The following is a 15,242-nucleotide window of genomic DNA, read 5'->3' on the forward strand; positions in this document are numbered from 1 at the left end:
GAATTTTAAAATGTTAATGACTATTGATTTGATTTGTCCCGCCTTTCCATTGCGATATGCTTAATGGCGAGTTCTACGTTGCCGTCCAATTCGGAAGCTAATTGCATCACTTCCAGTTTTTCGGTTTCTTCTGTGGTGTATGCGAGATATTCCTCCAAACTAACTTCGGTGGCATAAACTGCCGAATGCGTACCACCTAAACCTATCCAAACCTCTTTGTAGAGTCGGCTTGGATCGTTGTTCATATTGATAGAAAGTACCTGCCCTTTTTCCTTATCCGTAAGCCCCAGCATCGCCTGTATGTCATCGAATTTGTTCATATACTTGCGTTGGTCAAGCAAAATTTTGCAGTCAGAATTGTTTATGATACTTTCTTTGACAATGGGCGACTGAATAATATCATCCACCTCCTGCGTTACGACAATCGCTTCACCAAAAAATTTTCTGACGGTTTTAAACAAATATTTTATGTATTCCGCCATACCTTCTTTGGCAATGGCTTTCCACGCTTCCTCAATCAGTATGAGTTTACGGATACCTTTGAGCCTGCGCATTTTGTTGATGAAGACCTCCATAATGATGATGGTCACGATGGGAAAAAGGATTTTGTGGTCTTTAATCGCATCAATTTCAAACACGATAAAGCGTTTGGAAAGCAGGTCTAACTGCTTATCGGAGTTCAACAGATAATCATACTCACCACCTTTGTAATAGGGTTCCAATACATTAAGAAAATTGGCGATGTCAAAGTCTTTTTCACGAACTTGTTTTTCTTCCAATACCTTGCGGTAATCTCCTTTTACATATTCATAAAAACCATTGAAGGAAGGAAATTCGCTGTGCTGTTTAATACGGTCGATGTAACCGCTTACGGCATTGGACAATGCCACTTCTTCCGAACGGGTTGGCGGTTCATCATCACGTTTCCAGAGTGTTAGTATCAAAGTCTTGACACTTTCACGCTTCTCAATGTCGAACACGCCATCATCGGTATAGAAAGGGTTAAAGGCAATCGGGTTGTCTTCTGTGTAAGTGAAGTAAACGCCGTCTTCGCCTTTAGTTTTTCCTTTGATGAGTTCGCATAAGCCCTGATAACTATTACCTGTATCCACCAACAGCACGTGTGCACCCTGCTCGTAATACTGCCTAACCATATGGTTGGTAAAGAAAGATTTTCCCGAACCTGACGGACCAAGTATAAACTTATTCCGGTTCGTGATAATCCCACGTTTCATCGGCAAATCTGATATATCCAGATGAATAGGCTTTCCAGTCAGCCGGTCAGCCATTTTGATACCAAACGGAGAGGGCGAATTGTGGTAATTCGTTTCTTCTGTGAAGAAACACAATGCAGGCTCTATAAAAGTGTAAAAACTTTCCTCACTCGGAAAATCGCCTGCATTGCCCGGCATTCCTGCCCAGTACAAAGTGGCTACATCCGTAGTGTTGTGTCTGGGCTTACATTCCATTAGTGCCAACGCACTACCGCAATCGTTCTTCAACTGTTTCAGTTCTGCAGGGTCTTCCGACCACGCCATAATGTTGAAGTGTGCCCTTATGGAAGAAAGACCGAACGAATGTGCTTCGTTCAGGTATTTTTCTATCCACTCTTTGTTGATTTGGTTTGCCCTGCTATACCTTGCCAAAGAGTGCATATTCCTTGCGGACTTCTCAAACTTTTGGAGATTGGATTCACTGTTATCCAAGAATAAATATTGATTGTAAATATGATTACAGCTTAACAGTAATCCAACAGGTGCAGCGAACGATAAACGGCAGTCGCTCCGGTCGGTAGATAGTTTTTCAAAACGGGTATCAGCCGAAACGGTTCCCGGCAGGTCGTCCGTATCGGACAAGGTGTGCAGGCTCAACCTTTTGTTCCCGATACGAACTTCTTCCGCTGAGAGTGCGATGTCCTGCATTGGTGCTCCAGCTTCTTTTGATAGTGTAAGGTATTGTTCCAGCAATCCCTGCTTTTCATCCGTACCAATAATGTCTTCTTCGGTCAAACGCCGCAGGCTTACAAAACTACTATCGTTCACGATACGCTCAAACTGTGCAACGGCTTCCATAAAGCGATGTATCGTTTCCTTGTCCCTGATTTCCTTTGGTATCAGCGTACCTTTGCAAAGCGAACTAAAGTTGCTTTGCGTCCGCATTCTTTCCTTAGTGGTCTTGGTCAGGAACAGGTAACAATAATGGTTTAGGAACGGTCGCTCATTAAAATGGCGTTGGTAGGATTTAGCCAAAAAACTTTGGTCTTCCTTTGCCAAATCGGGAGTGTAGTTTTCTTTGATGTACCAATCCTGTTTGTGAATGACCGTAAAATCTGGTAAAGTCTTGATAGCCTTGTGCCAGGCGGAATGAATGGCTTCATATTCCGCAGAAGCTACCGTGAACAGTTCTGGCAAACGCACCTCGAAACAGGCGGTAATGTCTGCATCTTTGGAAAGAATGCAGTTGTTTTCTACTGCCAACAAAGGAAATTTGTTTTCCAGTGTTGTTGTCTTTGATACGTTTCTCATAGGGCATTCGATTTAGGAGTGAATTTTAAATAGCGATGTACAGGCTTGCGGCAGATGATGTATCGGGGATGTCTTTTTCCTGCTCCGATTTTCATTAGTCCGTGTTCGCCGTACTTCCTGTTCAGTGAAAAGGTCTGCCATACAATCAGCGAAGCACCGCCTGCTCCGAGGAACAGGCAGATATAAGAGTTTACACCTGCCATATACAGTATCATCACGAGGATTAGCGTACCGAGCAGTCCGCCTGCGAATATGAACAGGTATTGTGCTTTCAGCCCCTTAAATTCCACCGTTCTCCCTATGCCTTTGTTGATATTGTAGTTCATAAGGCAAAAAATTAAAGGAAGAATGAACGCAGAACAGTCGCAGCAACGATCAAGAAGATACACGCACCAAACCACGATGCCGCCGTCTTGCTTGTGTCGGGGTCGCCCGAACTGAATTTGTTGTACACCTTAACGCCTCCGATTAAGCCCACAACCGCACCGATGGCGTAGATTAATTGGGTTGCGGGTTCGAAATAGGACGTTACCATTTGGGTAGCCTCGTTGATGCCAGCTGTACCGTTTCCCTGTGCGAAGGCACCAATTCCTGACAGCATAGCCACGGCTACTGGCAAAATTTTTTTTCTTTGTTTTTTCATAATTGAAACACATTATTTTGTTACTCTTTTTCCGCACTTTGCGGACTTTCGGGACAAAGGTGTTTCAGAAATAAAGGCGTTATAACAAAGTGGCAGTCAAAGGAATTGTTTGGCTGTTGATGGCTTATTATGTGTTAAAATGTAGTATATTAGCCAATCTTAAAAAAAAACGAAATACTTATTTAACAACTTCTGACAAAAATATTTTAAAGGATATATGGCTGGAACAAAAACAATACAAGAACAACACACAGCTGGACCACAAGCAATAGGATTTGACTATCAATTCTATTACTTTATGCTTTTAGCACTTGATCTTAAATTTGGTCAAAAAATTGGATTTGAAGTTAAGGATGATGTACATATTGACAAAGAAGATGGAACAACAGTATTATATCAAGCAAAACATACAATCATAAAAAATTCAAAAGGTAATCCTCAGAATTTAACGGATTTGGATACTGATTTATGGAAAACTTTATCTAATTGGGTTGATTTTATTAATGCAGATAAAAGTTCCGATTTTCTTAAAAAACATACATTCATTTTAGTCACAAATAAGAGTGAAAATAACAATGATTTTATAACTACGCTTAATACATTCAAAGCAGATAATGATTCTGATAAAGTGAAATTGAAAATAGCTGAGTTAGGAAACAAAACTCAAGACGAAACGTTGAAGAAATACTTTAAAAATGTTTCCAAATTAAGTAAAAGTAAACTTGAACTATTTTTAAAGAATTTGACGATAGAAACCGGTGAAGACGGAATTATCGATAAGATTAAAAAAAGAATATTTGAAAAATATTATCAAGAAAACTTAGTTGAGCCAATATTTGAAAGGTTATCAGCAAATTTGAATTTATCAAAGTATTTAGAAATAAAAGCTGGTCAAAGATTTGAAATTTCAGGTGAAGATTTTGGAAAAAAATTCGGAAAATGTTTCAAGGTAACAACCGATATTAAACCCCTACCCAAAAGAGAATTTCCTGTTTTATTACCTGATGATTTAGAAAGTCAGATTTTCATAAAGCAATTACTTGACATAGGCGAAGTACAAACAGGTTCTAATGATATTAGGAATTACACTACCCAAATGCTGAAATTTTTAAATCATTTTACTTATTGGTCTGAGGAAGAAAATTTCATTTTACTTACAGACATAGAAGAATTCAAAAATAACAGTATCCTAATATGGATAAATGAATTTAAAGCAAAATATAGACAAATTGAGCGTCAAATAAATAATGGTTATGCCATTGTGGATTTAGAAGATGATATTAAAAACTTAGGCGTTGATTTAGTTGAATATATCAGAAGACAAAACTTGTCAATACCTGGATATTCAGATTTGGGTATTGAATTTAGCAATGGACATTACTACGCTCTATCAGACAAACTTGAAATTGGATGGCATTTTGATTGGGGCAATAAATACAAAAAGGAATGAAAGAAATCTACTATGTATATAATAACGAGGCAATTGCAAGTTGCATATTTTTATCAATATTGAATAATATCGAAGGATTAGATATTGCTCGTTCTTGTTTGGTTTTGCCATTCTTATTGGATGATAGAACAGTTAGTTATTTGTCCAAAAATAAAGATATGGAATTAGAGGATATGATAAAAGAGCAATCACGTTTGTTTGCATCGTTTAATAAGAGGTATTTAACACTATTACCAGTTACAATCAATTCTTTGACAATATTAAATGCTAGCAATCAAATAAGTATAGGAAATGAAATAGTAGCGACTACACAATTATATTCAAAAGATGAAAATTTAGGCGAAAGATTTACTAAAATAGAGGGAATAATTCCAGAGTTTTTATCAATGATAGAAAAATATTCTACCATTCAACTATACAAAATCTTAAAAGTACAATTATGAAATTTATACTTCACGAAATAAAGCTTTGGTTTAAGGACGAAAATACTGAACCTAAAAGCTATCAATTTTTACCCGATAAAGTGAATGTCATTACAGGGGATGCAACCACTGGAAAATCAAGTTTCTGGAGTATAATTGACTATTGCTTATTGTCAGGAGACGTAAATGTAGCAAATACAATCAATGATAAAGTACTATGGTTTGGAATACATTTTACAATAGGAGAAAAAGAAATATCTATAGTTCGCAAAACTCCAAGTAATGGAGCGGTTTCATCAGAAGTATTTTTTAATTGGAGTGTATTTCCAAATAGCCCTGTAAAAAACAAAGAAATTGCAGAAATTAAATCAATTTTAGATGAAGAATTTGGAATTACCGATACATTAAGATTCCCTTATGGAAAAGAAATGGAAAAAACATCATTCAACATTTCATTTAGGCATTTTTTATTATTCAACTCGATTACAGAAGATATTATTGGTACTTCAAAAACATATTTTGACACTACATTTTATGGTAAAGAAGAATATGACAAAGCCTTAAGACATATTTTTGATTTGGTGATTGGAGTAAATGATATGAAAAATATCAAAGCCAACGAAAGGCTTCAAGAAATTGATAATGATTTAAAGAAAATTCAAAATCAAGAAAGAAATAATCAAAATAACACAAAGAATTTTGAAAAAGAAGTATTTAACCTAATTGAAAAATGTAAAATACAAAAATTCATTGAATATTCTGATTCTTTCGATAATGTAGATGATGCAATCTTGACTATTAAAGATATTATTGCCAACACAAAGAAGGTTGCAGAAAACTCAAAATTATTTTCGGAAATTAATGTTTTGTACAAAAACAAAAACGGACTACAAGCACAGCTTAATTCCATAAGTCAATATCAAAGAGAATATGATCTATATAAGAAGAACTTGAATAAATCTGCTGACAGCTTACAACCTATAGAATTTTTAAGTCAAAAATTATCAGACCAATTAGTAGATTCATACGAAGCAAAACTTTTTATAGAGTCATTAGACTCTTCTTTGAAAAATATTAAAGATAATCTTTCAAAGAAAATTACCGAACCCTTGAAGGTTACAGGTGATGTGAAGGAGTTACGAACGCAAATTCAGGAAATTGACAAACGAATAACTCAACTTAACGATATTAAGAAAAATCATCAATCAGAAGGACAGAAATTCATTGAACTGGGAAAAATAGAAATTATATTCGAACAAATATTTAAAGGTAAAATAAATAAGCCTATTGATACAATAAAATTGAATAGTTTGAATGAAGAAAAAGCTCGTTTAGAAAAAGTTCCAATAGACAATAATCAGATAAAGTACTTGATGAAAACTCAGTTAGACGAGAGTATTCAAAGAAACTACAATCAATTAAACTCACTACCTACCTATAAAAATTACACAACGAGATTTGATGAGAATGAAATGATTTTGAAACTGTATCCACCTATAGATCAATTTCAATTTCCTTTAGATAACGTTGGAAGCAAATCTAATTATATGTTTATGCACTTATGTGTTTATTTAGGATTACACGAACACATAATAAATATAGAGCAAGTACACGTGCCTCAATTTTTATTTATTGACCAACCAAGTATCCCTTATTACACTGGAGACAATAAAAAAGGAAATGATGATAAAACAAAACTTATTGATGCGTTTACCTTGTTAAATTCATTTATTGATTATCTAACAACTCAAAAAAATACACATTTTCAAATTTTTATGGTTGAACACGCACCTAAAGAGTATTGGATCGACAACAATTTATCACATTTTCATACTGTAGATGAATTTATAGATGGTAAAGGATTAATTCCAAAAGAAATATACAACAACTAAATATGCAAAATATAACATTAGGCGAAATAAATAAATTTATAGTTCATTCTATTGGAAATAAGAACAATGGAGATGGGGTACGTTTTTCTGATATTTTAACTGATTTTGATAAAATTGAAGAGCATATTAAGCAGTTGCTAAACAATAGTTTTAAGTTCGAAGAATTATATCAATTTTTTTTTCTTCCAAATTTGGAACTTAATCCTGTATATCAATTCGTAAGTTCAATTTTTAAAAGCAAAGAATCATTTATTGAACAATCACAAAATGCAGGTCGATATTTATATGATAAGAGTACTCATCCACAAATAAAAAGTGGTGAGTTAGGTATAATCTATTTCAACGATTGCAAAATAAATAATGAAATAGTAGACTGTATTGGAATTTTTAAATCAGAAAATAAAGATACTATTCTTAAAATAAATAATAAAGAAAATGGATTTGAACTAACTGGAGAAAAAGGAATAAATACAAATAAATTAGATAAAGGATGCTTAATTTTTAATACCAGAAAAGAGAATGGCTTTTTAATTTCTGTCGTTGATAATACCAATAAAAGTTCAGAAGCCCAATATTGGAAAGATGATTTTTTAGGAATCAAAACAATCAAAAATGATTTTCATCAAACCAATCAATTTTTAGGCATTGCAAAACAGTTTGTTACTAAACAATTAGATGAAAATTTTGAAGTTTCCAAAGCTGATAAAATTGACTATTTAAATCGTTCTGTTGACTATTTCAAAAATAGTGAAACCTTTAATAAGCAAGAATTTGAAAAACAAGTTTTTGGAGATGAAAATTTAATAGAATCTTTCCAGAAATTTAGCCAAACTTACAGACAAGAAAATGAAGTCGAACTAGCAGACAATTTCCAAATATCTTCTCAAGCTGTAAAAAAACAATCTCGTATTTTCAAAAGTGTATTAAAACTCGATCGAAATTTTGACATCTACATCCACGGAGATAAAAATCTCATTGAAAAAGGTATTGAAAAGGATGGTAGAAAGTATTATAAAATCTATTATCAAGAAGAAAAGTAGAAAAAATGGCAAGTATTAAACGTCCAATGTTCGAGACTCACGTATTGGAAGGATTGTGTAGAACGATTGGGGATTCGGCAGATGGTCTAACTGGTACTGAAATTGGACAAATCCTTTTAAATTCTAATATCCCAGATATCGATTCCCAAAATACAAAGTGGAGAAGATTATATTCAGCATTTGCAGATTGGCAAAATAAAAATCAATGTTCAAATCATATATTAAGATTTGTACAAGACGCATTACAACCTGTTAGATACATTGGTAAGGAAGAAGTTTTTTCATACTAGACGATTAGAAGTAAATAAGCGATTATTTTTTATGGGTGCAGAGATTACCGAGGAAGGAACTTTCAGGGAGGTACAAAAAGCAAAAACAATTTCTGAAGCGGAACAAAGAGCAAGTCGGTTAAAACATAAATTGGAAAGCCGTAGTATTCATAATAAAATATTTGAATATTGTAAAGCTGAATTATTAGTAGAAAATTACTTTCACTCTGTTTTTGAAGCAACAAAAAGTATTGCAGACAGATTAAGAAAAATGACTGGATTGTATGCGGATGGTAATGCTTTGGTAGAAATTACATTCTCTACAACAAACCCATTAATTAAAATAAATAATCTAATAACGGAAACTGATAGAAGTGAACATATTGGGTTATGTAATTTAATTAAAGGTATTTTTGGATTAATTAGAAATCCAACCGCTCATCAACCCAAAATTAAATTTGAGATTACTGAAGAAGAGGCACTCGATATTTTAAATACTATTTCATTTATTCACAAAAGACTGGATAAAGTATTATAAAAAACATTGGGGAGTTTGCTCACACAAACTCCCCAATATCAAACCCCTCCAAATCACTTTTCCGCAAAGTGGAAGAACCGGCTTCCGTTTCAGATGAGAGTGTGCTATCCAAAAGCTCGGCAATTTTTCGGGAAGCACCCTCGATGGAATTTTCCAGCAGGCTGAATAATTCAGTACCCTGTAATCTTTGAACTATCGCAATCGCCGTTTCTTTTTGGGCTTGCTCCAAATTTTCTTTTTGGAGTAACGCACCTACGGAGCTTAGTTCATCATAGGTAACCCCTTGGGCAAGACTGTCAACGCTACTGAATATTCCGTACCTGTTCCATTCTTCTTCCTCTTCCTCCAAATCAGGCATATTACAGAAAACTTCGTCCAGCTCTTCCTGCGGAATTTGAATACCTACGTTTTCATTTTCATCGTATTCAATGTCTAAATTATCAGGGTTTATCTCTGGTTCTTCAATTTGGCTTTCATTGGCAGTGTTTGGCACGTAAAGTCTTCTTACAGGCTTGGGTTGCCCCATAATATCGGGCAGATTTGGATTAATTTTTTCTTGCATCGGCTTTTGCTCTGACCTTTTTTTAATGACAATCTTGTCCTGTACAAGCAGGACAATTATAATCAATAGGCATATCACAATTACTGTTTCCATAGCTTTATAAAATGGGTTTGTATTTATCATTAAAACTCTTTGTAATCTGCTCGCCAAATTCCTGAAAATGGTAATCCAGCAAATTGTCTAAATAGGCATAAATGGTTATTTTGTCTTCTCCTATTACTTGGACAATCCGTGATAGTTTTTCGTGAAAATCCGGTCGGATATAAACTGTTTTCCCGTCACGGGCATTGGTGTCTGGTCTTCTGAAAAAGATACTTTCATAATCGGTTTCACTTGCCCTTTTAGCCTTTACTTTTTCTTTAACCGTAAGTTTCTCCTTTGGCAATTCATTAGGTTTAACCTCTTCCTTTTGTGGTTCTTCCGTAGGTTCAGGCGGAAGCTGTAATCCGTCCTTTTTAATGCCGTCCACCATAAGGTTCATCATCTGTTCCTCGTTAATATCAAGTGTGGCTTTTCTTTTATTATCTTTCTCCATAGGGCTATAATTGAATGATTTTTAGAAATTCGTCTATGAACAGGTCTAACTGACAGGCTTTCATCAAACGTTCATCGGGAGGCATCACGGTAGAACGGAAAACGGTTTTGCTATCCACTTCGCTTTCTTTACGAAAACGGGTACTGCTTTTGATTTGGCTTTGCATCAGACTTAACCCTAATTGCTTAATAAGTTGGTTATACACTCCATATAAGGGTGTGCTTTCCCTGCCATCAACCTGGTTCCAGAACAGGTTAATAGTTTCTATGGAAGTTTCCCCTTTTTTCATAATCACGTCGTGCAAAAGCTGTGTAAAAATGAGCGTACTTTCCATTACCACACGGTCTGCCGTGATGGGTGTAAAAATGTGGTGCATTCCTGCCAATGCTTTCAGAATGCCGGGCGTGTTCACGGTTCCAGGCAGGTCAAAGAATACAACATCAACTGGAACGGAAGAAGCGTTTAGAAATTCGTGAGCCGCTTGCAATACGCTATCCGCTTTGTGTTGCATAATTGGGTAGGCTTTTTTGTTGATAGTGGTAAATTGTTTGTACGCCAGCTTTTTCAAAGCCTCATTTTCCATTACCATTGCCAAATCCCTTGTCTTCATTTTCATAAGGCTGTGCTGTGGAAAATCCGCATCAAATACGGCTACGTTGTAGCCCAATCGATAGTGCATCGTACTTGCAACAAGCGTTGTAAAAGTGCTTTTGCCGACACCACCTTTTTGAGAAGAAAAGGCGATGAATACTGTTTTGTGTTTTGTGTTCATATTTCTACTTATTTAATTATTTATATACCTAATTACTTATGTCCGCATATACCCAGTTAGCTACGCATCACTGTATCTATGTTCATAAACCTGTACAGAAGCAAGTATGCAACGAGCTGTCTATATACCCGAATACGCATTTATATCCGTAGGCAGATATGCAGGTTTTTATCAACATACCTGCTTAAAACCTTATGTGCTTAACCACATAAACAGGTACAGATTGAAGTACCTATTTACATCCATATTATTGCACCTTTCTATATGGGTACTTACGTATTTGCGTTGTTACCTGCATAGCTATTTATGCCCTTATATCTGTTTATAAGCACAAAGAAATGTAGACATATAGGTGCTTTTATTATTGTGGCATTGTTTGGCGTTTAAAGGCATTGTTTGGCACTTCTGTATAGTACAATCCTTTCGTAAAGAGGAGTTTACTTTGTATAGTGATTTTTATTAACGGATTTATGCAAAAGTATTTTGACAAAGTGGAGGGCAATGGGAACGGCTTCGAGCCGTTTTTCCCTGTTACATTTAATCCGTCCCGCAGGGCGGATTTTTGTGTTCAACAGAACACGGCAAGTTGTGTTTTGAGGCACTCGAAATCGAGTTAGTGCCTCAAAACAACTTGCCCTGCTGGGAGCTAAAAAACACTCTCCGAAGTCGAGGTTTTGTGTGAATTAAAAATGGATTAGTGATGAATAATAACCAAAAACAGAATAAGGGAGGACGGACACCAAAAACCGACCCGAGCATCCACCGCCACGTTTTCCGTCTTACAGACGAAGAAAATGCCAAACTTCTATCGCTTTTTGAAGCATCGGGAATGCCCAATAAAGCAAAATTTATAATTTCCCTGCTGTTCAGTAAGGAAATGAAATCGGTTAAAATTGATAAAGGAACGGTTGATTTTTATATGCGATTGACTTCTTTTCACAGTCAATTCCGCTCCGTAGGTGTTAATTACAACCAGATTGTAAAGTTGTTGTACAAGCATTTTTCTGAAAAAAAAGCCGCTGCGTTCCTTTACAAATTGGAAAAACAGACGGCTGAAATGGCGATGCTATGTCAAAAAATCATTCAGATAAACGAAGAATTTGAAGCAAAACATTTGAAAAAACAGTCTTAGAAATGATAGCAAAAATCGGAAGAAGCGTAAATTTATACGGTGCATTGGCATACAATCTGCTCAAAGTAGAAAATGAAAACGGACAGATTTTGTTTGCTAATAAGATGATTGAAACCGCTAATGGTCGTTATTCCGTTGCTCAATTAGCCCAATCTTTTGCTCCTTACCTGATAGCCAACCGCAATACCGAGAAACATACATTGCATATTTCGCTCAATCCCGACCCGAAAGATAAGGTAAACGATGGCAAGTACAGGGAAATGGCGGAAGAATATATGCGGGAAATGGGTTACGGCGAACAGCCTTTCGTAGTATTCAAACATACCGATATTGACCGTAGTCATATTCATATTGTATCGGTTTGTGTGGACGAAGAGGGCAAAAAGATTTCGGATAAATTCGAGAAAATGCGGTCTATGAATCTATGCCGTGAACTGGAAAGGAAACACGGATTAATATCCGCAACAGATAAAGAACATAAGCCGAACGACAAAATTTTCCGTCCGGTAGATTATCGGACAGGCGATGTGAAAAGTCAGATAGCTTCAGTAGTCCGACACCTGCCCAACTATTATCAATACCAAACGTTGGGAGAATACAACGCTTTGCTTTCGCTGTTCAATATTACCACCGAAAAAGTGGAGGGCGAATTGCAGGAGCAACTACGGCAGGGTTTACTGTACATTCCTTTAAATAAAAAAGGAGAAAGAGCCGGACATCCGTTCAAGGCTTCTCTGTTCGGAAAAAGTGCAGGACTTCCGACTTTGGAATTGCATTTTACGAAATGCAAAGCCGCTTTGAAAGACCACCCTACAAAGCCAACTATTAAAGCGGCCATTACCATTGCCCTGAAATCAACAAGTGATGAGCAGGCTTTTAAAAAACAGTTAGGCGAACAGGGCATCAATGTAGTGGTACGTAGAAATGACACAGAACGTATTTACGGAATAACTTTTATAGACCACAATTCTAAGACCGTTTGGAACGGTTCACGCTTGGGCAAAGAACTTTCTGCCAATACTTTTAATGATTATTGGAACAATAATATCAAACCCAACATTAAAGAGCCTGTTGTACTACAATCGAAAATATCAAGACCAAATGATGCAGATCTTCCTGCGGAAGAACCGCACCATTTGTTCGACTTCCTGAATACTCCTGAAAAACACGAAGACGGTTTGATTGAAGCATTAGGCGGTTTATTGCCTGAAACACAGAGCGAAGATTACGAGGAACAGGATTTTGCCAATAGAATGAAGAAGAAAAGAAATCGCAAAAGAGGTCAGAAATAGCATTAAGCCAAACACTGCCACGCATCGCCATTGACTGCCACATTCTTATAGCCGAGCTGCATAGCTTTTAAATTCACGCCCGAACATTAAAAATTAAAATAATGCAGGGAGAAGATGATTTAAGAGGACTTGCCAAGATTATGGCATTTATGCGGGCAGTAAGTATCCTTTTGGTACTGATGCACCTTTATTGGTTCTGCTACGGTTTCTTTATAGAACGTGGCTGGACTTTAGAAATAATCAACAAAATATTAGGCAACTTTCAGCGTACCGCTGGACTGTTTTCGGATACCTTATATACCAAACTATTTGCTTTGGTATTATTAGCATTAAGCTGTTTGGGTACAAAGGGGGTTAAAGACGAGAAGATAACCTGGACTAAAATTTATATTGCTTTGGCGATTGGCTTTGTTCTGTTTTTTCTGAACACACCTTTATTAAAGCTATCAATAATTACGGCCACAATCCTTTATATCCTTACCACAAGTTTAGGTTATATCGCTTTAATGGTAGCCGGAGTTTGGATGAGCCGATTGCTCCGTACTAATCTGATGGACGATGTTTTCAATAATGAAAACGAGAGTTTCCAACAGGAAACCAAATTGATGGAAAATGAGTATTCTGTCAATCTTCCCACAAAATTTTATTACAAAGGAAAATGGAACAACGGCTGGGTTAACATAGTCAATCCTTTTCGGGCAACGATTGTTTTGGGAACTCCGGGTTCAGGAAAATCGTATGCGATTATCAATAATTACATAAAACAACAGATTGAGAAAGGCTTCTCAATGTACATCTATGATTTCAAGTTTGACGACCTTTCTACCATTGCTTACAACCATTTATTAAAGCATCAGGATAAGTATAAAGTACAACCCAAATTCTATGTCATCAACTTTGACGATCCACGTAAGAGTCATCGTTGTAATCCGCTTAATCCTGATTTTATGACGGACATTTCCGATGCTTATGAAGCGGCTTATACCATAATGCTAAACCTCAACCGCAGTTGGATACAGAAGCAAGGCGATTTTTTCGTGGAAAGTCCAATTATCCTATTAGCAGCCATTATTTGGTATCTGAAAATCTATGAGGATGGTAAATATTGTACATTCCCACACGCCATTGAATTGCTGAATAAAAAGTATTCGGACGTATTTACTATTCTTACCTCATATCCCGATTTGGAAAACTATCTTTCTCCGTTTATGGATGCTTGGCAATCAGGAGCACAAGACCAATTACAGGGACAGATTGCATCGGCAAAAATTCCATTGTCAAGAATGATTAGCCCGCAATTGTATTGGGTAATGACGGGCGATGATTTTTCATTAGACATTAACAACCCAGCAGCACCTAAAATTTTGTGTGTTGGTAATAATCCCGACCGCCAGAATATTTACTCCGCAGCATTGGGATTGTACAATTCAAGAATTGTAAAGCTCATCAACAAAAAGGGGCTATTAAAGAGTTCCGTTATTATAGACGAGCTGCCTACGATATATTTTAGGGGACTGGATAATCTTATCGCAACTGCCCGTAGTAATAAGGTTGCAGTTTGTTTGGGCTTTCAGGATTTTTCGCAATTAACAAGGGATTATGGAGATAAGGAAAGCAAGGTTATCCAAAATACTGTAGGTAATATTTTCAGCGGGCAGGTTGTCGGAGAAACGGCAAAAAGCCTTTCGGAACGCTTCGGTAAAGTATTGCAGAAACGCCAAAGTTTGACCATTAATAGAAACGATAAGTCAACCTCAATATCTACACAATTAGACAGTCTTATTCCAGCATCGAAAATTTCAACGCTTACACAAGGTATGTTTGTTGGTGCTGTATCGGATAACTTTGATGAACGTATTGAACAGAAGATTTTCCATTCTGAAATTGTAGTGGACAATGAAAAGGTTGCATCCGAGACAAAAGACTATCAGAAGTTACCGCAAATTTTATCCTTTGTAGATGCACAAGGAGAAGACCAGATGAAACAAGAAATTGAAGCAAATTATAAGCAGATAAAACGAGACATTGTTCTGATTATAGAAAGCGAATTGGAGCGAATTAAAAACGACCCCGATCTGCAACATTTGGTACAAAAAGAATAACCAAAAAGGGATATAAAAAAGCTGGTCATCATCTGCAAGCTCTTTATTTTAAAATAATTACAGTACAA

General features: G+C 36.2%; 15 protein-coding genes. 9 read left to right on the forward strand and 6 right to left on the reverse strand.

The window, feature by feature from the left end:
* Positions 1-20 precede the first annotated feature (20 nt).
* The 3 genes from E0F76_RS05040 to E0F76_RS05050 are packed head-to-tail and all read right to left on the reverse strand — an operon-like array spanning position 21 to position 3,168.
* A complete protein-coding gene (locus E0F76_RS05040; RefSeq protein ID WP_132002244.1) occupies positions 21-2,525 on the reverse strand; it encodes a TraG family conjugative transposon ATPase in 2,505 nt (834 codons plus the stop codon).
* Complete coding sequence (locus E0F76_RS05045) at positions 2,522-2,851, reverse strand: DUF4133 domain-containing protein (protein WP_072938797.1); 330 nt, start codon at positions 2,849-2,851, stop codon at positions 2,522-2,524. Before E0F76_RS05045 ends, E0F76_RS05040 begins: the two co-directional genes overlap by 4 nt.
* A gap of 11 nt (positions 2,852-2,862) precedes the next feature.
* Entirely contained in the window at positions 2,863-3,168 is a 306-nt protein-coding gene (locus E0F76_RS05050; protein ID WP_107317354.1) for a DUF4134 domain-containing protein, read from the reverse strand.
* Positions 3,169-3,385: 217 nt separating this feature from the next.
* Here E0F76_RS05050 and E0F76_RS05055 point away from each other — a divergent pair, with 217 nt between their 5' ends.
* From E0F76_RS05055 to E0F76_RS05080, 6 genes are read left to right on the forward strand one after another with little or no spacing between them, the layout of a single operon-like run.
* Positions 3,386-4,618 (forward strand): hypothetical protein, encoded by a 1,233-nt coding sequence (locus tag E0F76_RS05055; RefSeq protein ID WP_132002247.1) that lies wholly within the window; start codon positions 3,386-3,388, stop codon positions 4,616-4,618.
* Positions 4,615-5,061, forward strand: coding sequence for a three component ABC system middle component (locus E0F76_RS05060; RefSeq protein ID WP_132002250.1), 447 nt, complete (start codon positions 4,615-4,617; stop codon positions 5,059-5,061). The genes E0F76_RS05055 and E0F76_RS05060 overlap by 4 nt, the downstream gene beginning before the upstream one ends.
* A complete protein-coding gene (locus E0F76_RS05065; RefSeq protein ID WP_132002253.1) occupies positions 5,058-6,932 on the forward strand; it encodes a DUF3732 domain-containing protein in 1,875 nt (624 codons plus the stop codon). Before E0F76_RS05060 ends, E0F76_RS05065 begins: the two co-directional genes overlap by 4 nt.
* Positions 6,933-6,934: 2 nt before the next feature.
* Complete coding sequence (locus tag E0F76_RS05070) at positions 6,935-7,972, forward strand: nucleoid-associated protein (RefSeq protein ID WP_132002256.1); 1,038 nt, start codon at positions 6,935-6,937, stop codon at positions 7,970-7,972.
* 5 nt (positions 7,973-7,977) lie between these two features.
* Complete coding sequence (locus E0F76_RS05075) at positions 7,978-8,262, forward strand: hypothetical protein (protein ID WP_132002259.1); 285 nt, start codon at positions 7,978-7,980, stop codon at positions 8,260-8,262.
* 31 nt (positions 8,263-8,293) lie between these two features.
* Positions 8,294-8,779: a TIGR02391 family protein gene (locus tag E0F76_RS05080; RefSeq protein WP_132002262.1), complete on the forward strand. Its 486-nt coding sequence runs from the start codon at positions 8,294-8,296 to the stop codon at positions 8,777-8,779.
* 19 nt (positions 8,780-8,798) lie between these two features.
* On the opposite strand, the gene E0F76_RS05085 is transcribed toward E0F76_RS05080, so the two are convergent.
* From E0F76_RS05085 to E0F76_RS05095, 3 genes are read right to left on the reverse strand one after another with little or no spacing between them, the layout of a single operon-like run.
* On the reverse strand, positions 8,799-9,434 hold the full coding sequence (locus E0F76_RS05085; RefSeq protein WP_132002265.1) for a conjugal transfer protein TraD: 636 nt from the start codon (positions 9,432-9,434) through the stop codon (positions 8,799-8,801).
* 4 nt (positions 9,435-9,438) lie between these two features.
* Entirely contained in the window at positions 9,439-9,876 is a 438-nt protein-coding gene (locus E0F76_RS05090; protein WP_132002268.1) for a DUF3408 domain-containing protein, read from the reverse strand.
* A 4-nt stretch (positions 9,877-9,880) separates the two neighbouring features.
* A complete protein-coding gene (locus tag E0F76_RS05095; RefSeq protein ID WP_132002271.1) occupies positions 9,881-10,648 on the reverse strand; it encodes a ParA family protein in 768 nt (255 codons plus the stop codon).
* Positions 10,649-11,348: 700 nt separating this feature from the next.
* Here E0F76_RS05095 and mobA point away from each other — a divergent pair.
* The 3 genes from mobA (at position 11,349) to mobC (ending at position 15,174) form a co-directional block, all read left to right on the forward strand.
* Positions 11,349-11,780: a conjugal transfer protein MobA gene (gene mobA / locus E0F76_RS05100; protein ID WP_132002274.1), complete on the forward strand. Its 432-nt coding sequence runs from the start codon at positions 11,349-11,351 to the stop codon at positions 11,778-11,780.
* A 2-nt stretch (positions 11,781-11,782) separates the two neighbouring features.
* On the forward strand, positions 11,783-13,072 hold the full coding sequence (gene mobB, locus E0F76_RS05105) for a conjugal transfer protein MobB (RefSeq protein ID WP_132002277.1): 1,290 nt from the start codon (positions 11,783-11,785) through the stop codon (positions 13,070-13,072).
* A 101-nt stretch (positions 13,073-13,173) separates the two neighbouring features.
* Positions 13,174-15,174 (forward strand): conjugal transfer protein MobC, encoded by a 2,001-nt coding sequence (gene mobC, locus E0F76_RS05110; RefSeq protein ID WP_132002280.1) that lies wholly within the window; start codon positions 13,174-13,176, stop codon positions 15,172-15,174.
* Positions 15,175-15,242 lie beyond the last annotated feature (68 nt).

Source organism: Flavobacterium cellulosilyticum, from assembly GCF_004349355.1.
GTDB classification, from domain to species: Bacteria; Bacteroidota; Bacteroidia; order Flavobacteriales; family Flavobacteriaceae; genus Flavobacterium; species Flavobacterium cellulosilyticum.

Excerpts from the sequence above, each read along its gene's own strand:
- mobB (WP_132002277.1), top strand. The coding sequence starts at position 11,783 with ATGATAGCAAAAATCGGAAGAAGCGTAAATTTATACGGTGCATTGGCA.
- E0F76_RS05050 (WP_107317354.1), bottom strand. The coding sequence starts at position 3,168 with ATGAAAAAACAAAGAAAAAAAATTTTGCCAGTAGCCGTGGCTATGCTG.
- E0F76_RS05040 (WP_132002244.1), bottom strand. The coding sequence starts at position 2,525 with ATGAGAAACGTATCAAAGACAACAACACTGGAAAACAAATTTCCTTTG.
- mobA (WP_132002274.1), top strand. The coding sequence starts at position 11,349 with ATGAATAATAACCAAAAACAGAATAAGGGAGGACGGACACCAAAAACC.
- E0F76_RS05070 (WP_132002256.1), top strand. The coding sequence starts at position 6,935 with ATGCAAAATATAACATTAGGCGAAATAAATAAATTTATAGTTCATTCT.
- E0F76_RS05065 (WP_132002253.1), top strand. The coding sequence starts at position 5,058 with ATGAAATTTATACTTCACGAAATAAAGCTTTGGTTTAAGGACGAAAAT.
- E0F76_RS05055 (WP_132002247.1), top strand. The coding sequence starts at position 3,386 with ATGGCTGGAACAAAAACAATACAAGAACAACACACAGCTGGACCACAA.
- E0F76_RS05060 (WP_132002250.1), top strand. The coding sequence starts at position 4,615 with ATGAAAGAAATCTACTATGTATATAATAACGAGGCAATTGCAAGTTGC.
- E0F76_RS05090 (WP_132002268.1), bottom strand. The coding sequence starts at position 9,876 with ATGGAGAAAGATAATAAAAGAAAAGCCACACTTGATATTAACGAGGAA.
- E0F76_RS05075 (WP_132002259.1), top strand. The coding sequence starts at position 7,978 with ATGGCAAGTATTAAACGTCCAATGTTCGAGACTCACGTATTGGAAGGA.
- E0F76_RS05080 (WP_132002262.1), top strand. The coding sequence starts at position 8,294 with ATGGGTGCAGAGATTACCGAGGAAGGAACTTTCAGGGAGGTACAAAAA.
- E0F76_RS05085 (WP_132002265.1), bottom strand. The coding sequence starts at position 9,434 with ATGGAAACAGTAATTGTGATATGCCTATTGATTATAATTGTCCTGCTT.
- mobC (WP_132002280.1), top strand. The coding sequence starts at position 13,174 with ATGCAGGGAGAAGATGATTTAAGAGGACTTGCCAAGATTATGGCATTT.
- E0F76_RS05095 (WP_132002271.1), bottom strand. The coding sequence starts at position 10,648 with ATGAACACAAAACACAAAACAGTATTCATCGCCTTTTCTTCTCAAAAA.
- E0F76_RS05045 (WP_072938797.1), bottom strand. The coding sequence starts at position 2,851 with ATGAACTACAATATCAACAAAGGCATAGGGAGAACGGTGGAATTTAAG.